Annotated in this window: 26 protein-coding genes, 1 other RNA gene and 1 riboswitch; of the genes, 17 read left to right on the plus strand and 10 right to left on the minus strand. The window is 66.8% G+C overall.

Annotation, left to right across the window (positions count from 1 at the left end):
- Positions 1–33: 33 nt before the first annotated feature.
- From cbiB to ACLSSQ_RS01755, 6 genes are all read left to right on the plus strand, one after another.
- The gene (cbiB, locus tag ACLSSQ_RS01730; RefSeq protein WP_152090349.1) at positions 34–1,005 is read left to right on the plus strand and encodes an adenosylcobinamide-phosphate synthase CbiB; all 972 of its coding nucleotides are present in this window, start codon (positions 34–36) and stop codon (positions 1,003–1,005) included.
- Positions 998–2,002 carry a threonine-phosphate decarboxylase CobD gene (cobD, locus tag ACLSSQ_RS01735; protein ID WP_152090350.1) on the plus strand — a complete coding sequence of 335 codons (1,005 nt, stop codon included), beginning with the start codon at positions 998–1,000 and terminating at the stop codon, positions 2,000–2,002. Before cbiB ends, cobD begins: the two co-directional genes overlap by 8 nt.
- Positions 1,999–2,883: a cobalamin-binding protein gene (locus tag ACLSSQ_RS01740; protein WP_152090351.1), complete on the plus strand. Its 885-nt coding sequence runs from the start codon at positions 1,999–2,001 to the stop codon at positions 2,881–2,883. The genes cobD and ACLSSQ_RS01740 overlap by 4 nt, the downstream gene beginning before the upstream one ends.
- 9 nt (positions 2,884–2,892) lie before the next feature.
- Positions 2,893–3,636, plus strand: a complete 744-nt coding sequence (locus ACLSSQ_RS01745; protein ID WP_152090352.1) for a hypothetical protein — start codon at positions 2,893–2,895, stop codon at positions 3,634–3,636.
- A 55-nt stretch (positions 3,637–3,691) separates the two neighbouring features.
- The gene (locus ACLSSQ_RS01750; RefSeq protein WP_416243622.1) at positions 3,692–4,231 is read left to right on the plus strand and encodes a flavin reductase family protein; all 540 of its coding nucleotides are present in this window, start codon (positions 3,692–3,694) and stop codon (positions 4,229–4,231) included.
- A gap of 121 nt (positions 4,232–4,352) precedes the next feature.
- Positions 4,353–5,813, plus strand: coding sequence for an ATP-binding protein (locus tag ACLSSQ_RS01755; protein ID WP_416243623.1), 1,461 nt, complete (start codon positions 4,353–4,355; stop codon positions 5,811–5,813).
- A 10-nt stretch (positions 5,814–5,823) separates the two neighbouring features.
- Here the strand turns inward: ACLSSQ_RS01755 and ACLSSQ_RS01760 are convergent, their stop codons facing one another.
- The 7 genes from ACLSSQ_RS01760 to ACLSSQ_RS01790 all read right to left on the minus strand — a co-directional run bounded on the left by ACLSSQ_RS01760 (position 5,824) and on the right by ACLSSQ_RS01790 (position 12,014).
- Complete coding sequence (locus ACLSSQ_RS01760) at positions 5,824–6,069, minus strand: hypothetical protein (protein WP_014235649.1); 246 nt, start codon at positions 6,067–6,069, stop codon at positions 5,824–5,826.
- A gap of 31 nt (positions 6,070–6,100) precedes the next feature.
- Entirely contained in the window at positions 6,101–6,328 is a 228-nt protein-coding gene (locus ACLSSQ_RS01765) for a hypothetical protein (RefSeq protein WP_416243624.1), read from the minus strand.
- Between the two features lie 7 nt (positions 6,329–6,335).
- Positions 6,336–7,643, minus strand: coding sequence for a cobyrinate a,c-diamide synthase (locus ACLSSQ_RS01770; RefSeq protein WP_416243625.1), 1,308 nt, complete (start codon positions 7,641–7,643; stop codon positions 6,336–6,338).
- Between the two features lie 116 nt (positions 7,644–7,759).
- Positions 7,760–8,362 carry a cob(I)yrinic acid a,c-diamide adenosyltransferase gene (cobO, locus tag ACLSSQ_RS01775; RefSeq protein WP_416243626.1) on the minus strand — a complete coding sequence of 201 codons (603 nt, stop codon included), beginning with the start codon at positions 8,360–8,362 and terminating at the stop codon, positions 7,760–7,762.
- A 58-nt stretch (positions 8,363–8,420) separates the two neighbouring features.
- Positions 8,421–9,191: an ABC transporter ATP-binding protein gene (locus ACLSSQ_RS01780; protein ID WP_416243627.1), complete on the minus strand. Its 771-nt coding sequence runs from the start codon at positions 9,189–9,191 to the stop codon at positions 8,421–8,423.
- On the minus strand, positions 9,188–10,168 hold the full coding sequence (locus tag ACLSSQ_RS01785; RefSeq protein ID WP_416243628.1) for a FecCD family ABC transporter permease: 981 nt from the start codon (positions 10,166–10,168) through the stop codon (positions 9,188–9,190). The genes ACLSSQ_RS01780 and ACLSSQ_RS01785 overlap by 4 nt, the downstream gene beginning before the upstream one ends.
- Positions 10,169–10,178: 10 nt before the next feature.
- Positions 10,179–12,014 (minus strand): TonB-dependent receptor domain-containing protein, encoded by a 1,836-nt coding sequence (locus ACLSSQ_RS01790; RefSeq protein ID WP_416243629.1) that lies wholly within the window; start codon positions 12,012–12,014, stop codon positions 10,179–10,181.
- Positions 12,015–12,106: 92 nt separating this feature from the next.
- Positions 12,107–12,318: riboswitch (cobalamin riboswitch) on the minus strand.
- Between the two features lie 142 nt (positions 12,319–12,460).
- Between ACLSSQ_RS01790 and ACLSSQ_RS01795 the strand changes: the two genes are divergently transcribed.
- The 7 genes from ACLSSQ_RS01795 (at position 12,461) to ACLSSQ_RS01825 (ending at position 16,779) form a co-directional block, all read left to right on the plus strand.
- Positions 12,461–12,664 carry a hypothetical protein gene (locus ACLSSQ_RS01795; protein ID WP_130459811.1) on the plus strand — a complete coding sequence of 68 codons (204 nt, stop codon included), beginning with the start codon at positions 12,461–12,463 and terminating at the stop codon, positions 12,662–12,664.
- Positions 12,661–12,990 carry a cell division protein ZapA gene (locus tag ACLSSQ_RS01800; protein WP_130459812.1) on the plus strand — a complete coding sequence of 110 codons (330 nt, stop codon included), beginning with the start codon at positions 12,661–12,663 and terminating at the stop codon, positions 12,988–12,990. Before ACLSSQ_RS01795 ends, ACLSSQ_RS01800 begins: the two co-directional genes overlap by 4 nt.
- A gap of 37 nt (positions 12,991–13,027) precedes the next feature.
- A non-coding RNA gene (gene ssrS, locus ACLSSQ_RS01805) (6S RNA) lies at positions 13,028–13,207 on the plus strand.
- 71 nt (positions 13,208–13,278) lie between these two features.
- Positions 13,279–13,749: an EVE domain-containing protein gene (locus ACLSSQ_RS01810; RefSeq protein WP_416243630.1), complete on the plus strand. Its 471-nt coding sequence runs from the start codon at positions 13,279–13,281 to the stop codon at positions 13,747–13,749.
- Entirely contained in the window at positions 13,739–14,542 is an 804-nt protein-coding gene (locus tag ACLSSQ_RS01815) for a sulfite exporter TauE/SafE family protein (RefSeq protein ID WP_416243631.1), read from the plus strand. Before ACLSSQ_RS01810 ends, ACLSSQ_RS01815 begins: the two co-directional genes overlap by 11 nt.
- A gap of 243 nt (positions 14,543–14,785) precedes the next feature.
- The gene (locus ACLSSQ_RS01820) at positions 14,786–15,106 is read left to right on the plus strand and encodes a DUF485 domain-containing protein (RefSeq protein ID WP_014235638.1); all 321 of its coding nucleotides are present in this window, start codon (positions 14,786–14,788) and stop codon (positions 15,104–15,106) included.
- On the plus strand, positions 15,106–16,779 hold the full coding sequence (locus tag ACLSSQ_RS01825) for a cation acetate symporter (protein ID WP_416243632.1): 1,674 nt from the start codon (positions 15,106–15,108) through the stop codon (positions 16,777–16,779). Before ACLSSQ_RS01820 ends, ACLSSQ_RS01825 begins: the two co-directional genes overlap by 1 nt.
- A gap of 94 nt (positions 16,780–16,873) precedes the next feature.
- Here the strand turns inward: ACLSSQ_RS01825 and ACLSSQ_RS01830 are convergent, their stop codons facing one another.
- Complete coding sequence (locus ACLSSQ_RS01830; RefSeq protein WP_416243633.1) at positions 16,874–17,650, minus strand: enoyl-CoA hydratase/isomerase family protein; 777 nt, start codon at positions 17,648–17,650, stop codon at positions 16,874–16,876.
- 75 nt (positions 17,651–17,725) lie between these two features.
- Positions 17,726–18,382 (minus strand): GntR family transcriptional regulator, encoded by a 657-nt coding sequence (locus ACLSSQ_RS01835; protein ID WP_205229713.1) that lies wholly within the window; start codon positions 18,380–18,382, stop codon positions 17,726–17,728.
- Between the two features lie 330 nt (positions 18,383–18,712).
- Here ACLSSQ_RS01835 and scpA point away from each other — a divergent pair, with 330 nt between their 5' ends.
- From scpA to accC, 4 genes are read left to right on the plus strand one after another with little or no spacing between them, the layout of a single operon-like run.
- Positions 18,713–20,878, plus strand: coding sequence for a methylmalonyl-CoA mutase (gene scpA / locus ACLSSQ_RS01840; protein ID WP_416243634.1), 2,166 nt, complete (start codon positions 18,713–18,715; stop codon positions 20,876–20,878).
- A 9-nt stretch (positions 20,879–20,887) separates the two neighbouring features.
- Positions 20,888–21,916 (plus strand): methylmalonyl Co-A mutase-associated GTPase MeaB, encoded by a 1,029-nt coding sequence (meaB, locus tag ACLSSQ_RS01845; RefSeq protein ID WP_416244275.1) that lies wholly within the window; start codon positions 20,888–20,890, stop codon positions 21,914–21,916.
- Between the two features lie 47 nt (positions 21,917–21,963).
- Positions 21,964–23,496 carry an acyl-CoA carboxylase subunit beta gene (locus ACLSSQ_RS01850; protein ID WP_014235632.1) on the plus strand — a complete coding sequence of 511 codons (1,533 nt, stop codon included), beginning with the start codon at positions 21,964–21,966 and terminating at the stop codon, positions 23,494–23,496.
- A 20-nt stretch (positions 23,497–23,516) separates the two neighbouring features.
- Positions 23,517–25,508: an acetyl-CoA carboxylase biotin carboxylase subunit gene (gene accC / locus ACLSSQ_RS01855; RefSeq protein WP_014235631.1), complete on the plus strand. Its 1,992-nt coding sequence runs from the start codon at positions 23,517–23,519 to the stop codon at positions 25,506–25,508.
- Positions 25,509–25,596: 88 nt separating this feature from the next.
- Here the strand turns inward: accC and ACLSSQ_RS01860 are convergent, their stop codons facing one another.
- On the minus strand, positions 25,597–25,797 hold the full coding sequence (locus ACLSSQ_RS01860; protein WP_014235630.1) for a hypothetical protein: 201 nt from the start codon (positions 25,795–25,797) through the stop codon (positions 25,597–25,599).
- Between the last annotated feature and the right edge of the window lie 2 nt (positions 25,798–25,799).

Raw genomic sequence — 25,799 nt, forward strand, 5'->3', positions numbered from 1 at the left:
GCCCGGGGTCTGATTGAAACCACGGATTATCCCATGCCCAGCTGGCTTGCCCTGCCCTTAGCCGCCCTTCTCGGCGTCGGTCTCGACCGGCTGCTGGGGGAGCCGCGTCGCGGCCATCCCCTGGTGGCCTTCGGCGCCCTGGCCAACCTGCTGGAAAAAGCCCTGCGGCCGCCGCCCGCCGTTGCCTCCCGCTCCGCCCTGCGCATCTTCGGCCTGCTCGCCTGGAGCTTCGCCGTGCTGCCGCCGGTGCTGCTCGCCGCCTGGGCCAGCGCCACGCCCTGGCTCGGCATCCTGGCCGACGCCGGCCTGCTCTACTTCGCCCTCGGCGCCCGCAGCCTGAAGGAACACGCCGACGCCGTGGCCGTGCCCCTGGCCGGCGGCGACCTGGCCACGGCGCGCCAGAAGGTGGGCTACATGGTCAGCCGCGATACCACCGCCCTGGACGAATCCGGGGTGGCCAAGGCCTGCGTCGAATCGGTGCTGGAGAACGGCAACGACGCCGTCTTCGGCACCCTCTTCTGGTTCGCCCTGCTGGGCGGTCCCGGCGCTTTGTTGTTCCGCCTGGCCAACACCCTGGATGCCATGTGGGGCTACAAGAACGAGCGCTTCCTGCACTTCGGCTGGGCCGCCGCCCGCCTCGACGACCTGCTCAACTGGCCCGCCGCCCGCCTCACCGCCCTGACCTACGCCTGGCTCGGCAACACCCGCCAGGCCCTGGCCTGCTGGAAAGCCCAGGCCCCCACCTGGGAAAGCCCCAACGCCGGCCCGGTGATGGCCGCCGGCGCCGGCTCCCTCGGCGTCCTCCTGGGCGGTGCCGCCATCTACCACGGCCGGGAGGAACAGCGCCCGCCTTTGGGCGAAGGCCGCCCTGCCGCCGCCTTCGACATCGACCGGGCCAGCCATCTGGTGCAACGCGGCCTGGTCCTGTGGCTGGCAGCCATCGTTGCCCTGCTGCCCCTCATCGCCCTGGTGCAGTTCCTTCTCGGAAAGGTCTTCCATGCTTGAACACGGCGGTCGCCTGCGCCAGGCAGCCCGGCAGTGGGGCATTCCCCTGGCGGACTGGCTCGATCTGTCCACCGGCATCAACCCCTGGGCCTATCCCATTCCCGGCATTCCCATCGGTGCCTGGCAGCGCCTGCCGGAAGAGGAGGACGGCCTGGAGGTGGCCGCCCGCAATTACTACGGGGCCAAGCACGTGCTGGCCCTGGCCGGCTCCCAGGCTGCCATCCAGACCCTGCCCAAGCTGCTGCCACCGGGCCGGGCGGCGGTGCTGGCTCCGTCCTACGCCGAACACGCCGCCGCCTGGGTCAAGGCCGAATGGGCCGTCACCCCCTTCGCCCCGCCCCGGCTGGAAGAGGTGGCCAAGGAGCACAACGTGGTGGTGGTGGTGAACCCCAACAACCCCACCGGCGAGCGCATCACCGCCCGTCGCCTGCGCGCCGCCGCCCGGGCTCTGGCCAAGCGGGGCGGCCTGCTGGTGGTGGACGAGGCCTTTGCCGACGCCGATCCCCGGGATTCCCTGGCCGACCTAGCCGGCACCAAGGCGGCGCCCAACATCATCGTGCTGCGTTCCCTGGGCAAGTTCTTCGGCCTGGCCGGGGCCCGGGTCGGCTTTGCCATCGGTCGGCCCGAACTGCTGGAGGCCCTGGCCGACACCCTGGGCCCCTGGCCGGTGGCCGGCCCGGCCCGCTGGGTGGCCCGCTGTGCCCTGGAAGACCGGGCCTGGCAGGCCGACATGCGCCAGGAATTGCAGGTGGCCGCCGAGCGCCTGGAAACCCTGCTGCAGGACAGCCTGGGGGCCAGCACCGGCACCGGCCTCTTCCGCTGGCTGCCCCATCCCCGGGCCGACTGGGTGTACGACGAACTGGCCCGCCGCGGCATCCTGGTGCGCCTGTTCCTGGAAGTGGACGGCTCCTCCAGCCTGCGCTTCGGCCTGCCCGGTAGCGACGACGAATGGTGCCGCCTGGAAGGCGCCCTCAACGAACTGAGGAAGGATCTATGAAAGCCGTGCTGCTGCTATCCCTGGCCCTCTGCGGCGGCGCCGCCCAGGCGGCCGACATCGTGCTCAAGGACGACACGGGGGCGACCCTGCGGCTGCCGGCCCCGGCCCGGCGCATCGTCAGCCTGGCGCCCCACATCACGGAGAATCTCTTCGCCGCCGGCGCCGGCGGGCAGGTGGTGGGCACCGTGGACTACAGCGACTATCCGGAGGCGGCGAAGAAAATCGCCCGGGTCGGCGGTTACTCCCGCCTGGACCTGGAAGCGGTGGCGGCCCTGCGTCCCGACCTCATCATCGCCTGGGAAAGCGGCAACGCCCCCGGCCACGTGGCCAAGCTGCGCAGCCTGGGCATCCCGGTCTTCATCTCCCAGCCCAACCGCATCGAGGACGTGGCCGAGCAGCTGGAGAAGTTCGGCCAGCTGGCCGGCACCAGTGCCGTCGCCAACGGCGCCGCCGCCCGCTTCCGCGCGCGGCTGGCGGAAATCCGCAAGCAGTATTCCGGGCAGCCCAGGGTGCCCACCTTCTACCAGATCTGGAAACAGCCCCTGATGTCCGTCGGCCGCCAGCAGATCATTTCCGACGTCATCAGCCTGTGCGGCGGCAGCAACGTCTTCGGCCAGGTGGAGCAGATGGCGCCCAAGGTGAGCGAGGAAGCGGTGCTGGCCGCCAATCCGGAAGCCATCATCGCCAGCGGCATGGGCGATTCCCGGCCCGAGTGGCTGGACGACTGGAAGCGCTGGAAGCAGATCACCGCCGTGGTCCGGGACAACCTCTTCTTCGTCCCGCCCGAGCTGATCCAGCGCCACACGCCGCGCATCCTGGAAGGGGCGGCCCGCCTCTGCGAACACCTGGAGACGGCCCGCCACCGCCGTCCGGCCCGGTAGGTCGCCGCCATGCGCATGCTCCTGCTGCTGTGCTCCCTGTTCCTGGCCTGGGGCGCCCGGGCCGAGGCGGAAATGGATTCCGAGACGGACTTCCATTTCCGCGCCTTCGGCATCGAGCCGGCAGACCGGGTGGAGTGGGGCGAAGGCCATCTCACCGCCGGCGTGGACCGGGAGCTGCGGCCCGAGCGGGGCACCCGGCGGCGCACGGTGACGCCCTTGGAAGCCACCTTCGGCCTGGGCGCCGGCTTCAGCGCCGTGGTCGGTCTGGAGGGCAGTTCCCGCACTCTCTTCGACGACGGCAGCGGCTCCCGCGCCGCCTCCCGGGAGGTGCTGCTCAAATACGCCCTGCCGGCCTGGAACGGGCTCCACGTGGCCGCCTTCGCCGGCGCCAACCGCCTGCATGACCAGGAGCACCACAGCCACACCCGGGGCTTCAGCCTCAACCTGGACACGGACCTGGGCACCTTCGGCAGCGGCTATTCCCAGGACCGACGGCGTCCCGGCGAGCCCCACCAGGGGCGCGAGTGGGGCGTGAACTGGTTCCGCCTGTGGGACGCCGGCCCCCTGCACGGCTGGGGCCTGGCGGCGGAGGCGCGCTTCGTGCGCAGCCCCCTGGGGGAACGCATCGACCACTGGCTGCTGGGCGTCGCCCGGGTGGTGGGCAAGGGCCTGCTGGCGGACGTGGCCATCGGTGGCAGCGGCGGCGACACCGACGCGCGGCGGCTGACGGCGGGCATTTCCTGGTTCTACTGAGCCCTTTGCCGCCGGGCTGGCTATGATGGAAGGGTTCTGCCCGCCGGAGCCCGCCATGAAAAAACAGTCCGTTCCCCTCGCCGAAGCCTACCGCCTGCTGGAACCCGGCCCGGTGCTGCTGCTCACCACCGCCGATCCCCGGGGTGGGCGGCCCAATGTGATGACCCTCTCCTGGCACATGATGATGGAGTTCGAGCCGCCCTTGGTGGGCGTCCTGGTCAGCGGCCGGGACGACAGCTTCGCCTGGCTCGAGGCCAACGGCGAGTGCGTGCTCAACATTCCCACCGCCGACCTGGCGCCCCAGGTGGTGGCCTGCGGCAACAGCCACGGGCGCCGCCGCGACAAGTTCCGCCTCACCGGCCTGACGTCGAGTCCCGCCTCCCGGGTCGGCGCTCCCCTCATCGACGAGTGCTATGCCAGCCTGGAGTGCGTGGTGCACGACCGGGGCTGGGTGGCGCGCTACAACCTGTTCGTGCTCGAAGTGGTGGCCGCCTGGGCCGAACCGCGCAAGCGTCCCCGCACCCTGCACCACCGGGGCTGGGGCGAGTTTGCCGTGGCCGGCTCGGTGCTGCGCCTGCCTTCGGCCATGAAGTGAGATGAAGATTTGACCCTGCGGCTTCGCCCCGCCGGGGAACTAGGGTGTTGCCGGGTGGCAGGGCGGCGGCCGGCGCTGTACCCTACCGGCATGCAATCGTGTCCTAGGATCAGGGAGCGTCATGGAAGCTTTTGTCTGGGATGAGCGTTTCGTCACCGGCATCCCCAGCGTGGATGCCCAGCACCGGCATCTGGTGGATATCGTCAACCGGGTCGGCGACCTTTTGCTGGCCGAGGGCGAGGGCACCGACGAGGCCCTGCAGCAGATTTTCAAGCAGCTGGCCGACTACGCCCACCTGCATTTCGCCGACGAAGAGCGGCTGATGACGGAGCTGGGCCTGGACATCCGCCACCAGGACCTCCACGTGCAGCACCACCGCCAGTTCGTCGAGCAGCTGCTGTCCATGTGGCAGGCCCGTTCCTCCCTCAGCCAGCCGGCGGAGACGGTGCACGGCTTTCTCGCCGCCTGGCTGACGGTGCACATCCTGGGCGAGGACCAGGTCATGGCGCGTCAGATGTCCCGGGTCCAGGCCGGCCAGTCCGCCGCCGCGGCCTTCGCCGCCGAGAGCGGCGAAGTGGCCGACAGCACCAGCGCCCTGCTCGACGCCCTGGGCCGCCTCTACCACCTGGTGTCCCAGCAGAACAGGGACCTGGCGGCCATGAACCAGCAGCTGGAAGCCAAGGTGGAGGAGCGCACCCGGGAACTGTCGGCGGCCAACGTCCGCCTGGCGGCGGAGCAGGCCGAACTGGCGCGGCTGCTGCAGAAGGTGGAAAGCACCCAGCAGCAATTGCTGCAGTCGGAAAAAATGGCGGCCATCGGCCAGCTGGCGGCCGGGGTGGCCCACGAGATCAACAATCCGGTGGGCTTCGTCCATTCCAACCTGGGCAGCCTGAAGCAGGACATCGCCCTGCTGTTCAAGGTCATCGACACCTACGAGCAGCACCTGCCGGACAGCGGCCCGGCCTTCGCCGCCCTGCAGCAGGTGCGGGAGGAGGCGGACCTGGCCTACCTGAAGAGCGACCTGCCGGCCCTGCTGGCCGAGTCCGACGAGGGCCTGGCCCGGGTCACCAAGATCGTCAAGGACCTCAAGGATTTCTCCCACGTGGACGAGGCCGAGCTGCAGACGGCGGACCTCAACAAGGGCATGGAAAGCACCCTCAACGTGGTGTGGAACGAGCTCAAGTACAAGGCCGAGGTGGTGCGGGAGTACGGCGACATTCCCCTGGTGCAGTGCATGCCGGCCCAGATCAACCAGGTGTTCATGAACCTGCTGGTGAACGCGGCCCACGCCATTCCTGAGCACGGCACCATCACCGTGCGCTCGGGCCGGGAAGAAAACGGGGTGTGGATGGAGGTGCAGGACACCGGCAAGGGCATGACGCCGGAAGTGCAGAAGCGCATTTTCGAGCCCTTCTTCACCACCAAGCCGGTGGGCAAGGGCACGGGCCTGGGCCTTTCCCTCTCCTACGACATCGTGGTCAAGAAGCACGGCGGCCGCATTGAAGTGCGCAGCGCCCCGGGCCAGGGTTCCACCTTCCGCGTCAGCCTGCCCCTGGAGGCGGCCGCCGCAGGGGCCGCCTAGGCCTCAGGGTTCAGCCGCCGCGGTGGTTGGCGGCGTCCTGCTCCTCTTCCTGAACCATGAGGCGACGCAGGACGAAGGGAAAGAAGCCCGAAATGATGAGAGAGACGGCCGTCACCAGGGCGGCGATGCCGGCGCCGCTGTCGGCCAGGATGGGATGCAGGAGGGCGCCGAATCCGGCCAGGCTGGCCACGGCGGGCACCAGGCAGAGCAGGCCGAGAAACTCCATGACGATGAAGCTGAAGGGCAGATTTTTCATGGGGGCAATGATGCCAGACTCGGGCGCCGGGCTAAAGCCGGGCCACCAGGGCGCGGATGCGGGCCACCGTATCTTCCGGTCGGGCCTGGCGGGAGACTTCCAGACCCAGTTCCCGGGCCAGCCGGTTGAGGGCGATGGGGTTGAGGGGAATGCCGCCGGAGTCGATGGCGGCGATCAGTCGCCGGGCCCGTTCCTCTGGGCTGGCCGGCAGGGTTGGCCGCTGTCGGCCTAGGAGGTGTCGCAGCAGACGGACCAGCATGGGGCTCTCAGGCCCCCAGCAGGCGGGCCACCGCCTCCGGGTTGGCGGGGAAGTAGAAATGCACGTAGGAGGCGGTGAGGCGGCCGACCCGGTAGATGGGCTCCCCCGGCGTGTTGCCGGTGAGCTTGAGCGCCCGTACCAGGGGTTCCAGGGGCGTGCTGCTGGTGGAGTAGTGGAAGCTGTGGCCGGGCAGGCGGCCTTCCGGCAGTTCGGCGGCCATCAGGCCCAGGGCGGCCAGCTTCTTCTGCATGCGGCTTTCGCCGGGCAGCAGACCGAAGCCGGCCGTGCTTTCCCCCGTCACCGAGACCAGGGTTTCGAACAGGCTCATCATGCCGCCGCATTCGGCCAGCAGGGGCTTGCCGGCGGCCGTGTGGGCCTGCAGGGCGGCGGCCATGGAGCGGTTGGCGGCGATGGCGGCGCCGTGCAGTTCCGGATAGCCGCCGGGCAGCCACACGGCGTCGCAGGGGGGCAGGGCGGCGTCGGCCAGGGGCGAGAAATGGACGAGGCGGGCCCCCAGATTTTCCAGGCATTCCAGGTTGGCCGGATAGGCGAAGCAGAAGGCCGCGTCCCGAGCCACTGCCACGGTCTTGCCTGCCAGCAGGCGGGGCAGGGCCGGCGGCGGGGCCGGGGCGAAGTGTACCGGCGGCGGCAACTGGGCGGCGGCAGTGGCGGCGAGGGCGTCGGCCATGGCGTCCAGGCGCTGCTTCAGGTCCTCGATCTCGGCGGCGGGGAGCAGGCCCAGGTGGCGCTCCGGCATGGCGGCGTCGTTGTCCCGGGGCAGGTGGCCGTACCAGGCGATGTCGGCTTCATCCAGGGTGTCGCGGCACAGTTGGGCGTGGTAGGCGCTGCCGACCCGGTTGGCCAGCACCGCGCCGATGGGGGCGCCCCGGCCCTGTTCCTCCCGGTAGTGCTTGAGGCCGAAGGCGACGGCGCCGAAGCTGCCGGCCATGGCGGAGGCGTCCAGCACCAGCAGGATGGGCAGGCCCAGCAGGCGGGCCAGGGCGGCGGCGGAGGGTTCGCCGTCGTTGAGGCCCATCACCCCTTCCACCAGGATCAGGTCGTTCTCCGCCGCGGCCCGGGCCAGGCGCCAGCGGGCGTCGGCCTCGCCGCCCATGCGGAAGTCGATGTTGTCGCAGGGCTGGCCGCTGGCCACCTGGTGGATCTGGGGATCGAGGAAGTCCGGGCCGCACTTGAAGACCTTGACCCGGCGCCCCTGGCGCGCGTGGAGCCGGGCCAGGGCGGCGACCACGGTGGTCTTGCCCTGGCCGGAGGCGGGGGCGGCGACGAGGAGGGCGGGGCAGGCGAGGGAACTCATGGGCGGCGGCTTGATGGAGATTTTTGGGGGATGGCCTGGGAGGTAGGCGGGACGGGCATCGGCGGCATGCCGTCGCCAGGAGGCCCGTGTCTATTGCCGGTCAGGCCGGCGGCCCTTCAGAACTCGATCCCGGGCATGGCGGCGACGCCGGCCTGGAAGGCGTGCTTGACCATGCCCATTTCGCTGACCGTGTCGGCGGCGGCCACCAGGGCCTCCGGCGCGGCGCGGCCGGTGACGATGACGTGCTGGTGCGGCGGGCGGGCGGCGAAGGCGGCCAGCACCGCATCCAGCTCCAGCCAGCCGTACTTGAAGGCGTAGGTCAGCTCGTCCAGGATCACCAGGTCGATGGCCGGGTCGGCGAGGTAGATACAGGCCTGCTCCCAGGCGGCCCGGGCGGCGCGCAGGTCCTTCTCCTGGTCCTGGGTTTCCCAGGTGAAGCCTTCGCCCATGACGTGCCAGTGCACCCGGGGCTGCTGCCGGAAAAAGCCTTCCTCGCCGGTGTCGGAGCGGCTCTTCACCAGCTGGATGACGGCGGCGCTGTGGCCGTGGCCCAGGGCCCGGGCGAGGACGCCGAAGGCGGCGGAACTCTTGCCCTTGCCGTTGCCGGTATGCACCAGCAGGACGCCGCGCTCCTGGCTGGCCTGGGCGATCTTGGCGTCGACCACTTCCTTCTTGCGGGCCATGCGGCTGTTGTGGCGTTGGTTGCGCTCGTCGCTCATGGGGAACTCCGGGAATCGGGGAAAAGGGAAAAGGGGCGGCTGGAGGAAAAGGCTGGCGTTAGCAGGGGATGAACCAGCGGCTGCCCCCGTCCTCCACCTCCCGCAGGGGATGGCCGTAGAGGCGGCTGAGGTGGGCGGCGGTGAGGATCTCGGCCACCGGGCCATTCTCCCAGGTGCCGTCGCCCTGCAGCAGCAGGGCCCGGTCGCAGTAGCGGGCGGCCAGGCCCGGGTCGTGCAGCACCATCACCACGCCGGCGCCCCGCTCCCGGGCCAGGCCGGCGAACAGTTCCAGGGCGGTGATCTGGTGGGAAAGGTCCAGGTGGGCCAGGGGCTCGTCCAGCAGGTAGAGGTCCGGCGCCTGGGTCAGCAGGGTGGCGATGGCCAGGCGCTGGCGCTCGCCGCCGGAGAGGGAAGGCGTCTCCCGCTGTTCCATGCCGGCCAGCCCCACCCGGGCCAGGGCGGCCCGGGCCAGTTCCGCATCGGCGCCCGATTCCCAGTCCCAGCGGCCCAGGTGGGGATGGCGCCCGGCCAGGGCCGTCTCCAGCACGCTGGAAGCGAAGGCGTCGGCCTGGGTCTGGGCCATCCAGCCCCGTTGCCGGGCCGCCGCCCGGGGCCCCAGTTCGCCATAGCTGCGCCCCTGCAGGCGCACCTCGCCGCCCTGGGCCGGACGCAGGCCGGCCAGGGTGGATAGCAGGGTGGACTTGCCGGCCCCGTTGCGTCCCAGGATGGCCAGCCGTTCCCCCGGCTGCAGTTGCAACTCCAGGTCGCGGCAGACCTCCCGTTCGCCGATGCGCACGGTGAGTCGGCTGGCTTGCAGCAAGGCAGTCATCGCGGCGCCCGGGTGAGGAGGAAGAGGAACACGGGCACACCGATGAGGGCGGTCAGCACCCCCACCGGCAGCTGCTGGGGCGCCGCCACGGTGCGGGCCAGGGTGTCGGCCAGGGCCAGCAGGGCGCCGCCGGCCAGGGCCGAGGCGGGCAGCAGCAGGCGCTGGTCGTTGCCCACCGCCAGGCGCACCAGATGGGGCACCACCAGGCCGACGAAGCCGATGGAGCCGGCAGTGGTGACGGCGGTGGCGGTGGCCAGGGAAGCCACCACATAGACCAGCCGACGCAGGCGCACCACGGCCACGCCGAGGGCCTGGGCCGTGGCCAGGCCCCGGGCCAGCAGGTTGAGTTCCCGGGCGAAGGGCAGGGCCAGCAGCAGGGCCGCCGCCAGGGCCAGCAGGGGCGGCCGGGCGTCGGTGGCCTGGGAGAGGTCGCCCATCAGCCAGTAGAGCATGCCGTGCAGCTTGTGCTCCGGCGCCAGGGACAGCATCAGGGCCACCAGGGCGCCGCAGCCGGCGGCGACGATGACCCCGGTGAGCAGCAGGCGGGTCTGGGTCCACGAGCCGTCGCCGTGGGCCAGGCCGAAGACCAGGAAAGTGGCGGCCAGGGCGCCGCTGAAGGCGAGGCCGTTGATGCCGAAGGCGGACAGCCCGAGCAGGATGGCCACCAGGGCGCCGACCCCGGCGCCGCCAGAGATGCCCAGCACATAGGGATCGGCCAGGGGATTGCGCAGCAGCACCTGCATCAGGCAGCCGGCCACCGCCAGCAGCCCGCCGCAGGCAAAGGCGGCCAGGGCCCGGGGCAGGCGCAGGTTATGCACCACCGCGTAGCCCGGCGCCTCGGCATCGCCGAGCAGCCCCTGCAGAACGGCGCCGGGGGGAATGCTGATGCTGCCCACCGCCAGGGCCACGACCAGGCTCACCCCGGCCAGCAGCACCAGCAGGGCAATGACGATCAGGGCGCGACGGCTGGAGGGCATGGTTGGTGAGTTATTTCGGCGTGTAGCGCAGGCCGACGAACAGGGTGCGGCCGGCGGTCATGAACTGGGTGTCGCCGCTGCCGCGGTAGAGCTCGTACTGTCGGTCGCCGATATTCTTGATCTGTCCTTCGATGGACCAGTCCTTGTCGAGGGGGTGGCGGACAAAGGCGTTGAACAGGCTGAATCCGCCCATGCGGCTCTGGTTTTCCTTGTCTTCGTAACGTGAGCCGACGCTCTTCATATCGCCACCGAAGGTCAGGTTGCCCAGTTTGTAGGAAAGGGCCAGGGTGAATTGTTCTTCAGCCCGGCGTCGCAGCACTTTACCGGTGATTTCGTCGGTGGGGCGCGTCAGGTCCAGCGCGGTGCTGACCGAAAGATCGTGCCAGGTGCCACGATAGGACCAGGTGCTGCCGGTGATCTTGGCCTTGCCGATGTTGTCCGGCGTGTTGCCCCAGTCGATCAGATCCGTGACCCGGTTGTCGTAGTAGACCACCCGCGCTTCGTGGCCGGTATTTTCCCAGGCCATGCCGATCTCGGTGTTCTTGGAGCTTTCCGGTTTCAGGTTGGGATTGCCGCCGAAGCAGCCCCAGATGGGGTAGCAGGTGGAGGGGAAGTAAAGGTCGTTGAAACTGGGTGCTTTGAACGCAGTGCCCTGGGAAATGAAGGCCCGCAGCTGTTCGGTGAACTGGTAGCCGTAGGCGGCGGACCAGGTGTCCTTGGCCCCGATGCCGGAAATGTGGTCGCGCCGGGTGTTGGCCTGGAGCCGGTGGTTGCCGAAGAGCTGGTTCCAGCCCAGCAGGTAGGAGTGGGTATCCCGGGATTTCAGGGTGTAGGTCTGGTTGGAGTCGATGGACTGCTTCTGTTCTTCCACGGCCACCAGCCAGCCCCCCAGCCGGGTAGTGATTTCGTTCTGCCAGGAGAGGGTGGTCTGGGTCGTCTCGTAGCGGCGCAGGGTGGCTGGCTCATAGGTGACGGCGGCATTCCGGGATTCCCCCATGCGCAGGGTGGAAGTCCAGTCCTTGAGGATGCGGTTGCGGCTGTAGATGTTCCAGGACGACAGGGAGGTCTTGGTCCGGTCGTCGAAATTGACGTTGCCGTCCATGTGATTGGTATTGTCCGTCTGCAGGTAGCTCATGCCGACTTCGTGGCCGACGGCAGGGCGGACCTGCAGGGAGGCCGAGGCAGCGCGGCTGGAATAACCGTCCTTGTCCGGATTGGAGAGCGGTCCCCGGGTGGCGCTGATGCCATCGCTGTCGAAGGTGCTGGCGGAGAGGGCATAGGAAATCAGCTGATTGCCACCGGAAATTCCGCCGCTGGTTTCCCGCGTGTTGTGGGAGCCAACCTTGGCGCTGAAACGTGGCGTCAATGGCCCTTGGCCGCGGGTGGTGAATACCTGGATGACGCCGCCGATGGCCTCCGAACCGTAGAGGGCCGAGGCCGGGCCGCGCAGGACCTCGACACGCTCGATCTCCTGGGCCGGAATCATGTCGAAGGGGGCCTCTCCCAGGGTGGCCGAAGTCAGGGGAATACCGTCCACCAGGAGCAGGGCATGACCGGAATTGGTGCCGCGGATGAAGAAAGAACTCTGCTTTCCCGGCAGCTGGCCTTCGGTGATGAAAATGCCAGGCACGCTCGACAGGACTTCGGCGAGGGTCACCTGCCCCTTTTGCTGGATTTCCTCCCGGGTGATGACGGTGGTGTCGGCCAGCAGTTCATTGGCTCGCATCGGTGTCCGGGTGGCGGTGACCAGCACGGGGTCCAGGGTCTGGGATTCGGCGTGGGCCGTCGGAAGTAGGGCCAGAGTCAGCGCCGCGGTCAGCGCCTGGTAACGGGATGTGGCTTGCATGATGGATTCCTTCTGCCATGCCCGAGCGTCCCCGCTGGGCAGGTTGCAATGAGGAAAGCAGGGGAGTGACAAGCGAGTGAGACGACCCGCTGCTTTCCAGCGATGCGCAAGGCCGGTATCCGGGCTCGGAAGTCTTGATCCATCGCCTTCCCGGGGGTGACCCAGTGGCATCGTGATGGACCCGCACTTCCTTACCGTTGCGGGGGCAGCACAGGCATTGCGCCGCTGCTGGCGGCGCGCACCTGTTTCCCGTTTAACCGCGGAGGAGGACTCCTCCCGCGGCACCTGACGCGGAGCGTTGTCCCTGGTGGAACAACGGGGGCGGATGGTACTCCATACCTGCCTGTATGGCGAGGCCGGCGCCTGGGCGCTTTGGCATAAAACACATTCAAAATATGGTCTTAGTCCTTGACCTTGCGTGTTTTTGGCCTCTATAGTTCGCGCCTATGACTAAGCAATTGGATGCCCTCGAGGGCAAGGTGGCGCAGGTGGTCAACCTCTGCCACAGCCTGCGGGCCGAGAACCAGGAACTGCGCGCCCGACTGGCCAGCGCGGAAGACGAGCGCCTGCGTCTGGTCGAGCGCATGGAGGCGGCCCGTGCCCGCCTCGAGGCGCTGGCCGAGCAGTTGCCGGAGGAGGGCAAGGCATGAGCGGCAATTTCATCGACGTGGCCATCCTCGGCCGCGAATACCGGGTGGCCTGTCCGCCCGGCGAACAGGAAGCGCTGCTGGCTGCCGTCGCCTATGTGGACCGCAAGATGCAGGACATCGCAGCCAAAAGTAAGACTGCTGCCGCCGAGCGCGTGGCGGTCATGGCGGCCCTGAATATCGCCCACGAACTGCTTTCCGCCGGGAAGGCGGAGAGCCCCGCAGAAAATCCTGAAACCCCCGTTGACGGCTCTGACTTTCAGCGTAGAATCGGAGCCATGGAAACACAGTTGGACGCGGCCCTCCAAGGCCAGGAACCCTTGTTCTGAAGCCTTCTTGGCCGCACCAGCAAAAGTTTCCGCCGATTGTCCCCTGCGGTGTTCGTCAAGGCCATATATTCCTTGAACCAATGCTAATTGGCATCGGCCGCGAACCACTCATCCGCTGTTGTGAGCGCCCTTCGTCGGGTGCACCTGATGCGGACGGCAAGCGACCACTCTGAACTCAGGTTCAGGATGCCGGCCTAACGGCACAGGCGGGGGCCTAATACAGCAGCGCGGTGCGAGCAATCCACCGCGCTGTTTCCTTTTGTGGCCCCTCTTTTCCCCTGTTCGCCCATGGCTTACTGGCTGATGAAATCCGAGCCGGACGAAGTGTCCATCGATGACCTAGCCCGTCTCGGCCGGGTGCCCTGGTTCGGCGTGCGCAACTACCAGGCCCGCAATTTCATGCGCGATGCCATGAAGCTGGGCGACGGCGTGCTCTTCTACCATTCCGGCTGTGCCGTGCCGGGCATCGCCGGCCTGGGCCAGGTGGCGTCCGCCGCCTACGCCGATGCCACCCAGTTCGATCCGGCAAGTCCCTATTTCGATGCCAAATCCTCGCCCGGGCAGCCCCGCTGGCTCAACGTGGATGTGGCCTTCGTCGCCCGCGGGCGCTTCGTGCCCCTGACCGAGCTGCGCTGCCATCCGGCCCTGGCGGCCATGGGAGTGCTGCAAAAGGGCAGCCGCCTGTCCATCACCCCGGTGACGGCGGAAGAGTGGCAATTCATTACCCGCAAGTTGATGGAGCTGAACGATGCTTTTTGATTTCTGGTGGCTGGCCTATGTGGGTCTGGGCCTCTTTGCCGGTTTCATGGCCGGCCTCCTGGGCATCGGCGGCGGCGCCGTGATGGTGCCCCTGCTGGCCATGATCTTCGCCGGCCAGCAGTTCCCGCCGGAGCAGATGCTGCACCTGGCCCTCGGCACCTCCATGGCCACCATCATCTTCACCGCCATTTCCAGCCTGCGCACCCACCACCAGCATGGCGCCGTGATGTGGGACACGCTGCGCTCCTTCACCCCGGGGGTGCTGGTGGGGACCGTGCTGGGCACCCAGCTCGCCGCGCGCATTTCCACCCAGGGCCTGGCCCTGTTCTTTGCCTGCTTCATTTCCTGCGTGGCGTTGCAGATGGCGTTGAACTTCAAGCCGAAACCCCACCGGGAACTGCCCGGCCCGGCCGGCCTGGGGCTGGCGGGCGGGGTCATCGGCGCCCTCTCTTCCCTGGTGGCCATCGGCGGCGGCTCCCTGACGGTGCCTTACCTGGCCTGGTGTAACGTGCCGGTGCGCAACGCCATCGGCACTTCGGCGGCCCTCGGCCTGCCCATCGCCTTCTTCGGCACCCTGGGCTACATCTGGAACGGCTGGGGCGAGGCCGGCCTGCCGGCCTGGAGCGTTGGTTACGTCTATCTGCCGGCCCTGCTGTGGGTGATGGCGGGCAGCGTGGTGGCGGCCCCGGTGGGGGCGCGTCTGGCCCATCGCCTGCCGGTGGCGACCCTGAAGCGGATTTTCGCCGGTGTGCTAGTGCTGCTGGCAGCCAAGATGTTGCATGGCGTCATGTAGATGGCGGCTTGCCGACCTTGATGCATATGGAAAGGGCCTGCGGGCCCTTTTTTGTTTTTGCGCCGCGACATACGGGCGGGTATGGAAATTTGCGTAACTGTTATATCATTGCGTAATCCATGTCCGTTCCCGGACGCAATACGGGTTTCCCACATTGGGGAAAACCCGCCGGGAGGGCTGGGTAGAGGGGGAGTCGGTCTTTTCTGCCGACCTAAACAAATACTCAAACTGAGGAGAACACTCGTGAGCAGCGCTGCCTACGAACGGATTCGCAACAATCCGAAGTTCGACAAGCTGGTTGCCACCCGCAGCCGCTTCGCCTGGACCCTGTCTGCCGTGGTCCTGATCCTGTACTACGGCTTCATGGCCGTGGTCGCCTTCAATCCCACCCTGCTGGCCTCGCCCCTGGGCGAAGGCCGTATCGCCACCATCGGCTGGCCCATCGCCGCCCTGATGATGCTGCTTTTCTGGGTCATGACCGGCCTCTACGTGCATCGCGCCAACGGCAAGTTCGACGAAATCAACGCCGAACTGATCAAGGAAGCCACCAAGGAGGCCCAATAATGCGTAACCTGTCCCGCTTCCTGCCCCTGCTGGGCCTGTTGCTGGCCGCCGGTGCCGCCTATGCCGGTCCCGGCACCGTCGGCGAGGCTGAAAAGCAGCCCCTGAACGTGGCTGCCATCGCCATGTTCGTGGCCTTCGTGCTGTCCACCCTGGGCATCACCTACTGGGCCGCCAACCGCACCAAGTCCACCGCCGACTTCTACACTGCCGGCGGCGGCATCACCGGTTTCCAGAACGGCCTGGCCATTGCCGGCGACTACATGTCCGCCGCCACCCTGCTGGGTCTGACCTCCATGGTGTTCGCCAAGGGTTATGACGGTTTCGTCTACATCGTCGGCTTCTTCGTCGGCTGGCCCATCATCCTGTTCCTGATGGCCGAGCGCCTGCGTAACCTGGGCCGCTTCACCTTTGCCGACATCACCTCCTACCGTCTCGATCAGAGCAAGGTGCGGACGGTGGCTGCCATCTCCTCCCTGACCGTGGTGCTGTTCTACCTGATCACCCAGATGGTCGGCGCCGGCCAGCTGATCAAGCTGCTCTTCGGCCTGGACTATGAGGTGGCCGTGGTCGTGGTGGGCGTGCTGATGATGGTCTATGTGACCTTCGGCGGCATGATCGCCACCACCTGGGTGCAGATCATCAAGGCCTGTCTGCTGCTTGGCGGCGGCACCCTGATGATGCTGCTGGCCATGTCCCACTTCGGTTTCGATTTCGAAACCCTGGTCACCAAGGCTACCGAAGTGCACAAGGACGGCACCAAGATCATGGGCCCGGGTTCCCTGCTGGCCGATCCGGTCAATGCGGTGTCCCTGTCCCTAGGCCTGATGTTCGGTACCGCCGGCCTGCCCCACATCCTGATGCGCTTCTTCACCGTGCCGGATGCCAAGCAGGCCCGCAAGTCCGTGTTCGTGGCCACCGGCTTCATCGGCTTCTTCTTCCTGGTGGTGGTGCTGCTGGGTATGTCCGCCATCGTTCTGGTCGGCACCAACCCCGAGTTCTTCGAAGGCGGCAACGTCGGCGGCAAGATGATCGGCGGCGGCAACATGGTGGCCATGCACCTGGCCAAGTTCGTCGGCGGCAACATCTTCCTCGGCTTCCTTTCCGCCGTGGCCTTCGCCACCATCTTGGCCGTGGTTTCCGGCCTGGCTCTGGCCGGCGCTTCCGCCATCTCCCACGACATCTACGCCAATGTGATCTGCAAGGGCAAGCCCAAGGGCGGTTCCGAACTGAAGGTGTCCAAGATCGCCTCCATCTTCATCGGTCTGGCTGCCATCGGCCTGGGCATCATGTTCGAAAAGCAGAACCTGGCCTTCATGGTCGGTCTGGCTTTCGGCATCGCTGCTTCTGCCAACTTCCCGGTGCTGATCCTCTCCATGTACTGGAAGGGTCTGACCACCAAGGGCGCCATTGCCGGCACCATCTGCGGCCTGACTGCCGCCGTGGTCTTCGTGGTGCTGTCCAAGGCCGTGTGGGTGACCGTGCTGGGCAAGGCCCAGGCCATCTTCCCCTACGACCAGCCGGCCCTGTTCTCCATGCCCCTGGCTTTCCTCATCGCCTTCGTGGTCTCCAAGCTGGATACCAGCGCCCAGGCCAAGCGCGAGGTCGAAGCCTTCGACGACCAGTACGTGCGTGCCCAGACCGGTCTGGGTGCCGCCGGCGCCAGCAACCACTAAGCGCTAGCTGCAGCGTCAGCGTCATAAAAAAGCCCCGGGAGTTTCCCGGGGCTTTTTCTTTTTGCCGTTGCCGGCGGCCAGCGCAGTTTGTTGATCAGCAGCCCTTGAAGGCGGGTTTGCGCTTGGCCAGGAAGGCGTCCAGGCCTTCCTTGTAGTCGGCGGTGTCGAGGAAGGCGAAGGAGGCGGCCTTTTCTTCCTGGGTCAGGGGCGCGCCGGAAGCCAGGCGGCGCATCCACTGCTTGTGCCAGCGGGCCACCAGGGGCGCGCCGGCGGCGATGCGGCGGGCGGTGGCGGTGACTTCGTCCTCCAGCTGGGCATCGGCCACCACCCGCGTCAGCAGGCCCTTGGCGTAGGCCTCGGCGGCAGAGAGGATGCGCCCTTCCAGCAGGATCTCGGACATCACGGCGGGGCCGGCCAGGGCCAGCAGGCCGGACATCTCGCCCGGATACATGGAGAAGCCCAGCTTGTTGATGGGGGCGCCGAACTTGGCTCCTTCGCCGGCGATGCGCAGGTCGCAGTTGCCGGCGATCTCCAGGCCGCCGCCGACGCAGGCGCCCCGGATCAGGGCCACGGTGGGGTGGGGGCAGTCGCGCACCGCATCCAGGGCGGCGCCCACCTTGTCGTGGTAGTGCAGGGCCTGTTCCAGATTGGTGCGCTTGACCAGGAATTCCTCGATGTCGCCGCCGGCGGCGAAGGCTTCGCCGGCCCCGGTGAGGACGACGCAGCGCAGGCTGGAGTCGGCTGAGAGTTCGGCCATGGCGGTGGCTAGGTCGCACCACATGGCGTAGTTAACGGCGTTGAGCTTCTCCGGATTGGAGAGGGTGACGGTGGCGATGTCGCCGTCACGGGAGACGAGAATGCGTCCGGACATGGCGGTTCTTTCAAGGCGGGGGTGGAAAAAAACAGGGGCTGCACAGGCAGCCCCGGGGTGTGCGGCTGGCGCGGCTCAGCGGCTGGTGGCCTTGGCCATGGCTTCGCTGCCGGCGATGAGGTGGCTCTTCATGACCTTCTCGGCCAGGTCCGGGTCCTTGGCGGTGATGGCGGCCAGCAGTTCCCGGTGTTCTTCCATGGACTTCTTCAGGCGGCCGTCCACGGACAGGGACTGGTAGCGGGTCAGCTTGAGGACCTTGCGCAAATCCTGGATTACCTGCAGCAGCCAGCGATTGCCGGCAATTTCCCAGAGCGTCAGGTGGAAGTTCTGATTGGCCTCGAAGTAGGCCGGAATGTTGGTGGTGGCGGCAGCCTTTTCCAGGATGTCCTGGATTGCCTGCAGGCGGGCCACGTCGGCCGGGGTGGCCTTCTGGGTGGCCTCGTAGGCGCAACGGCCTTCCAGCATGGCGATGATGGGGAAGATTTCCTGGATGTCGCCGCCGGACAGCTCGGTGACGTAGCAGCCGCGGCGCGGCTTGAGGGTCACCAGGCCTTCGGAGGCCAGCACCTTCAGGGCCTCGCGCAGGGGGGTGCGGGAGATGCCGTAGTCTTCGGCCAGGGCCTGCTCGTCGATCCAGGTGCCGGGCGGCAGTTCATGGGAAAAGATGCGCTGACGCAGGCGCTCGGCCACTTCTTCGTAGAGGGCGGGCTGGGCGATACGGATGGCGTTCATGAACGATCGGTGGGACAGAAATTCAGCAGGATATAGAAAATCCGGACGCAGAGTCTGGTGTCTTTGCCCTATGCGTTACGTAATAAGCCAAGCATTACGAAAGCTGCAAGCAGGGCGCAATTATAGCCCAGTTGGCAAGTATTGCATTCATAATTATGGATACAGTATTATCCAGGGCTCGGGATGTCAAGCTGGCCGAGAAGCGGGTTCATGGCTGCCGGCGCTCCCTTAGCAAGCCCTTCCCCGCCGCCTGTTTGGGCGGCGTAGAATCGAAAATCTAGCCGTCGCAGCGCCCCTGGCATGCGGCGGGTGTACCGAGAAAGGTCTGACATGTCTGCCGACGCATCCAAGCCCCAATTGCCCAATTCCGACAACCTGGACGCCTGGGCCAAGGCCGCCGCCAAGTCTGCTCCCGGCGGCGACGTCAATGCGCTCAACTGGATCACGCCGGAAGGCCTGACCGTCAAGCCCCTGTACACCAAGAAGGACGTGGAGGATCTGCCCTACGCCGACACCCTGCCCGGCTTCGCCCCCTATCTGCGCGGCCCCCAGGCCACCATGTACGCCGTGCGGCCGTGGACCATCCGCCAGTACGCCGGCTTCTCCACCGCTGAAGAATCCAACGCCTTCTACCGCAAGGCTCTGGCAGCCGGCGGCCAGGGCGTTTCCGTGGCCTTCGACCTGGCCACCCACCGCGGCTACGACTCGGACAATCCCCGGGTCCTGGGCGACGTCGGCAAGGCCGGCGTGGCCATCGATTCCGTCGAGGACATGAAGATCCTCTTCGACGGCATCCCCCTCGACAAGATTTCCGTTTCCATGACCATGAACGGCGCCGTGCTGCCCATCCTGGCCGGCTACATCGTCGCCGCCGAAGAGCAGGGCGTCTCCCAGGAACAGTTGTCCGGCACCATCCAGAACGACATCCTGAAGGAGTTCATGGTCCGCAATACCTATATCTACCCGCCCAAGCCGTCGATGAAGATCATCTCCGACATCTTCGGCTACACCGCGCAGCACATGCCCAAGTTCAACTCGATTTCCATCTCGGGTTATCACATCCAGGAAGCCGGGGCCAACCAGGCCATCGAACTGGCATTTACCCTGGCTGACGGCATGGAATACGTGCGCACCGGCATCGCCTCCGGTCTCGATGTGGACGCCTTCGCCGGCCGCCTGTCCTTCTTCTGGGCGGTGGGCATGAACTTCTACCTGGAAATCGCCAAGATGCGCGCCGGCCGGATGCTGTGGCACCGCATCATGAGCCAGTTCAATCCCAAGAGCGCCAAGTCCCTCATGCTGCGGACCCACAGCCAGACCTCCGGCTGGTCCCTCACCGAGCAGGACCCGTACAACAACGTGGTGCGCACCACCATCGAGGCCATGGCGGCCGTCTTCGGCGGCACCCAGTCCCTGCACACCAACGCCCTGGACGAAGCCATCGCTCTGCCGACGGAGTTCTCCGCCCGCATCGCCCGCAACACCCAGCTCATCATCCAGGAAGAAACCCACATCTGTAACGTGGTGGACCCCTGGGCCGGTTCCTACATGATGGAAAAGCTGACCCAGGACATGGCCGACAAGGCCTGGAGCATCATCCAGGAAATCGAAGCCATGGGCGGCATGACCAAGGCCGTGGAATCCGGTTGGGCCAAGATGCAGGTGGAAACCTGCGCCGCCGACAAGCAGGCGCGCATCGACTCTGGTAAGGACGTCATCGTTGGCGTGAACAAATACAAGCTGGCCAAGGAAGACGCGATCGACATTCTCGATATCGACAACCACGCCGTGCGCGAAGCCCAGATCGCCCGCCTCAAGAAGATTCGCGAGACCCGCGACAGTGCTTCCGTGCAGGCCGCCCTGGAAGCGCTGACCCAGGCCGCCGAGTCCGGCCAGGGCAATCTGCTCGACCTGACCGTGAAGGCCATGCGCCTACGCGCCACCGTGGGCGAAGTGTCCGATGCCCTGGAAAAGATCTTCGGCCGCTTCCGCGCCAACAACCAGACCATTTCCGGTGTATATGGAGGCGTCGTGGAAGGACAGGAAAGCTGGGAAACCATCAAGGCCGACATCGCCAAGTTCGCTGAAGAAGAAGGCCGTCGCCCGCGCATCATGATCGCCAAGCTGGGCCAGGACGGCCACGACCGGGGCGCCAAGGTGGTAGCTACCGCCTTCGCCGACCTGGGCTTCGACATCGACATGGGGCCCCTCTTCCAGACCCCGGAAGAAGCCGCCCGCCAGGCCGTGGAAAACGACGTGCACGCCATCGGCGTCTCTTCCCTGGCCGCCGGCCACAAGACCCTGCTGCCGGCCCTGGTGAACTCCCTCAAGGAACAGGGTGCCGACGACATCATCGTCTTCGCCGGCGGCGTCATTCCTGCCCAGGACTACGACACCCTCTACGCTGCCGGCGCCAAGGCCATCTTCGGCCCCGGCACCCGCATCGAGGATTCCGCCAAGCGCGTCCTGGAAGAAATCCGCAAGTCCCGCGGCTAAGCCTTGACGATGCAGATGTCGGAAGCCTCCACGGTGGGGCAGCACTCCCTCGCCGGGGCCGACCAGGCCCTGGTGGACGGGGTCCTGGCGCGTCAGCGCCGGGCCCTGGCCAAGGCCATCACCCTGATCGAGTCCAGCCGGGCCGACCATCAGGTGCGGGCCCAGCAGGTGCTCGCCTCCCTTCTGCCCCACACGGGCAAGGCCATCCGCATCGGCATTTCCGGCGTCCCCGGCGCCGGCAAGTCCACCTTCATCGAAGCCCTGGGCATCCACCTGATCGAACGGGGCCATCGCCTGGCCGTGCTGGCGGTGGATCCTTCCTCCTCCGTCTCCGGCGGCTCCATCCTGGGTGACAAGACCCGCATGGAAACCCTGTGCCAGCGCGAGGAGGCCTTCATCCGGCCGTCCCCCTCCGCCGGCAGCCTGGGCGGCGTCGCCGAAAAGACCCGGGAAGCCATGCTGCTGTGCGAGGCCGCCGGCTTCGACGTGATCATCGTCGAGACCGTCGGCGTCGGCCAGTCCGAGACCACGGTGGCTGGCATGGTGGACATGTTCTGCCTGCTGCAGCTGCCCAATGCCGGCGACGACCTGCAGGCCATCAAGAAAGGCATTGTCGAGATCGCCGACATGGTGGTCATCAACAAGGCCGACATCGACCCCCGGGCCGCCCAGGTGGTGCGGGCCCAGTGGAACAACGCCCTGCACATGCTGCGCCACGCCAGCCCCAACTGGGCACCGCCGGTGATCACCCTGTCGGCCCTGCACAAGGAAGGCATCGGCGACTTCTGGGCCCAGGTGGAAAAGTACCGCCAGGCCCTGACGCCCACCGGCGAGTTCGAGGCCCGGCGCCAGCGCCAGTCCATCGACTGGATGTGGAGCCTGATCGATTCCGGCCTGCGCCAGTATTTCCGTAACCACCCGGCGGTGCGCCGGGACCTGCCCGGGCTCTCCCAAGCGGTGACCCAGGGCCGCACCACGCCGGCCGCGGCGGCTTACAAGCTGTTGGGCGACCTGCGAACCGATTCGCCATCCGAATAACGTTTCAAACCTTTCGACCCTGTTTCGACCCATTGGGAGAAGTCCACATGCACGACATCATTCACGAGCTGGAGAAAAAGCGCGAAGCCGCCCGCCTCGGCGGTGGCCAGAAGCGCATCGACAGCCAGCACAAGAAGGGCAAGCTGACCGCCCGCGAACGCCTCGAGCTGCTGCTCGATCCCGATTCCTTCGAGGAATGGGACATGTTCAAGGAGCACCGCTGCACCGACTTCGGCATGGCCGAGACCAAGAACCCGGGTGACGGCGTCGTCACCGGCTACGGCACCATCAACGGCCGTCTGGTCTTCGTGTTCTCCCAGGACTTCACCGTCTTCGGCGGCTCCCTTTCCGAGACCCACGCCGAGAAAATCTGCAAGGTCATGGACCACGCCATGAAGGTCGGCGCTCCCGTGATCGGCCTCAACGACTCCGGCGGCGCCCGTATTCAGGAAGGCGTTGCCTCCCTGGGCGGCTACGCCGACGTGTTCCAGCGCAACGTTATGGCCTCCGGCGTGATCCCCCAGATCTCCATGATCATGGGCCCCTGTGCCGGCGGCGCCGTGTATTCCCCGGCCATGACCGACTTCATCTTCATGGTGAAGGATTCCTCCTATATGTTCGTCACCGGTCCCGAAGTTGTGAAGACCGTGACCCACGAAGAAGTGACCGCCGAGGAACTGGGCGGCGCCGTGACCCACACCACCAAGTCCGGTGTGGCCGACCTGGCCTTCGAAAACGACGTGGAAGCCCTGAACTACCTGCGTCGCCTGGTGAACTTCCTGCCCGCCAACAACCGGGAAAAGCCCCCGGTGCAGAAGACCAACGATCCTGCCGAGCGTCTGGACTTCTCCCTCGACACCCTGGTGCCGGACAACGCCAACAAGCCCTACGACATGAAGGAACTGATCATCAAGATGGTTGATGATTGTGACTTCTTCGAAATCCAGCCGGACTACGCCAAGAACATCATCACCGGCTTCGCCCGCATGGATGGCCACCCCGTCGGCATCGTCGCCAACCAGCCCCTGGTGCTGGCCGGCTGCCTGGACATCAAGTCCTCCATCAAGGCTGCCCGCTTCGTGCGCTTCTGCGACGCCTTCAACATCCCCGTGGTGACCCTGGTGGATGTGCCCGGCTTCATGCCCGGCACCTCCCAGGAGTACGGCGGCATTATCAAGCACGGCGCCAAGCTGCTCTACGCCTACGCCGAATGCACCGTGCCGAAGGTCACCCTGATCACCCGCAAGGCCTACGGTGGCGCCTACGACGTGATGTCCTCCAAGCACCTGCGCGGCGACGTGAACCTGGCCTGGCCCAGCGCCGAAATCGCCGTGATGGGCCCCAAGGGCGCCGTGGAAATCATCTTCCGCGAAGAGAAGAACGACCCCGCCAAGCTGGCCGAGCGCGAAGCCGAATACAAGGCCAAGTTCGCCAACCCCTTCGTGGCCGGTGCCCGTGGCTTCATCGACGACGTCATCATGCCCAACGAGACCCGCAAGCGGATCTGCCGTTCCCTGGCCATGCTGCGTGACAAGAAACTCGACAACCCGTGGCGCAAGCACGGCAACATTCCGCTGTAAGCGACGGGAAGGACTAAAACATGTTTAAGAAAATCCTGATTGCCAACCGCGGCGAAATCGCCTGCCGCGTCATCAAGACCGCCCGCAAGATGGGCATCAAGACCGTCGCCGTCTACTCCGAGGCCGACAAGGACGCCCTGTTCGTGGAGATGGCCGACGAAGCCGTCTGCATCGGCCCGGCCGCTTCCAAGGAATCCTACCTGGTCGCCGACAAAATCATCGCCGCCTGCAAGCAGACCGGCGCCGAGGCGGTGCACCCCGGCTACGGCTTCCTCTCCGAGAACGCCGAGTTCTCCCGCCGCCTGGAAGAGGAAGGCATCAAGTTCATCGGTCCCAAGCACTACTCCATCGCCAAGATGGGCGACAAGATCGAGTCCAAGAAGCTGGCCATCGAAGCCAAGGTCAACACCATTCCCGGGTACAACGATGCCATCGACGGCCCCGACGCCGCTGTGGAAATCGCCAAGAAGATCGGCTACCCGGTGATGATCAAGGCCTCCGCCGGCGGCGGCGGCAAGGGCCTGCGCGTGGCCTACAACGACGCCGAAGCCCACGAAGGCTTCTCCTCCTGCGTCAACGAAGCCCGCAACTCCTTCGGCGACGACCGCGTCTTCATCGAGAAGTACGTGCTGGAACCCCGCCACATCGAAATCCAGGTGCTGGGCGACTCTCACGGCAACTACGTGTACCTGAACGAGCGCGACTGCTCCATCCAGCGCCGTCACCAGAAGGTCATCGAAGAGGCACCGAGCCCCTTCGTCGATCCCGAGATGCGCAAGGCCATGGGCGAACAGGCCGTGGCCCTGGCCCGGGCCGTGAATTACGAATCCGCCGGTACGGTGGAGTTCGTGGTCTCCGGTGCCACCAAGGAGTTCTACTTCCTGGAGATGAACACCCGTCTGCAGGTGGAGCACCCCGTCACCGAACTGATCACCGGCCTCGACCTGGTGGAACAGATGATCCGCGTCGCCTACGGCGAGAAGCTGCCCCTGACCCAGGCTGACGTGCAGATCAACGGCTGGGCCATGGAGTGCCGGATCAACGCGGAAGACCCCTTCCGCGGCTTCCTGCCTTCCACCGGCCGTCTGGTGAAGTTCCAGCCGCCGGCCGAGGTGGACGGTCAGGTGCGTGTGGATACCGGCGTCTACGACGGCGGCGAAATCTCCATGTACTACGACTCCATGATCGCCAAGCTGATCGTGCACGGCGCTTCCCGCGAGCAGGCCATCGCCCGCATGCGTGACGCCCTGAACGGCTTCGTCATCCGCGGCATCTCCTCGAACATCCCGTTCCAGGCTGCCCTGATGCAGCACGCCCGCTTCCAGTCCGGCATCTTCGACACCGGCTTCATCGCCAAGGAATACCCGAAGGGCTTCGACGCCTCCATGGTGCCCCACGATGATCCGGCCCTGCTGATCGGCGTCGCCGCCTTCGTGCATCGCCGCTACATCGACCGCGCTGCCCAGGTTTCCGGCCAGCTGCCGGGCCACGAGCGCAAGGTGGGCGACGAGTGGGTGGTGATCCGCAACGGCGAACGTCACCCCGTGGTGGCCAAGCCCATCGAGGGCGGCTATCTGGTGACCTACAACGGCGAGAAGTACGAGCTTCTCTCCGATTGGCGCCAGGGTCAGTCCCTGTTCAACGGCACCTGCAACGGCGAGGAATTCACCCTGCAGGTGGAACGCCACCGCATGACCTACCAGCTGTTCCACTGGGGCACCCGCGCCGACATGATGGTGATGTCTGCCCGCGCCGCCGAACTGCTGGCCCTCATGCCGGAAAAGGCCGCTCCCGACCTCTCCAAGTTCCTGCTGTCCCCCATGCCGGGCCTGCTGCGCGAAGTGTCCGTCGCCGTCGGTCAGGAAGTGAAGGCCGGCGAGAAGCTGGCCGTCATCGAAGCCATGAAGATGGAGAACATCCTCAAGGCCGAACAGGACTGCAAGGTGAAGAAGATCTCCGTCACCGCCGGCTCCAGCCTGTCGGTGGACGAAATCATCATCGAGTTCGAATAAGCGGCGGCTGCCGCCTCATCCCGCCCGCCGTCGCCCGCAGGTGACGGCGGCAGGATTGCCCAAGGGCCGGTTCTACCGGCCCTTTTTTTTAGGGCCGGACGTCGGCCCGGGCCTGCAGCACGGGATGGGGCGGGGCGGAGGGCGAGGCCAGGGTGCGCAGGGCGCCGTAGGCCAGGAAGGCGCCGAGGAGGGCGCACAGGGTGAAGAACAGCGCCAACTCGCGGCGCAGCAGGCGTTCGATCCTGGGCAGGGTGTCCCTGCCGGGCGGTACTAGCGGCATCTGGTTCATTT

Source organism: Azospira sp. APE16 (assembly GCF_047901315.1).
Taxonomy (GTDB): domain Bacteria; phylum Pseudomonadota; class Gammaproteobacteria; order Burkholderiales; family Rhodocyclaceae; genus Azospira; species Azospira oryzae.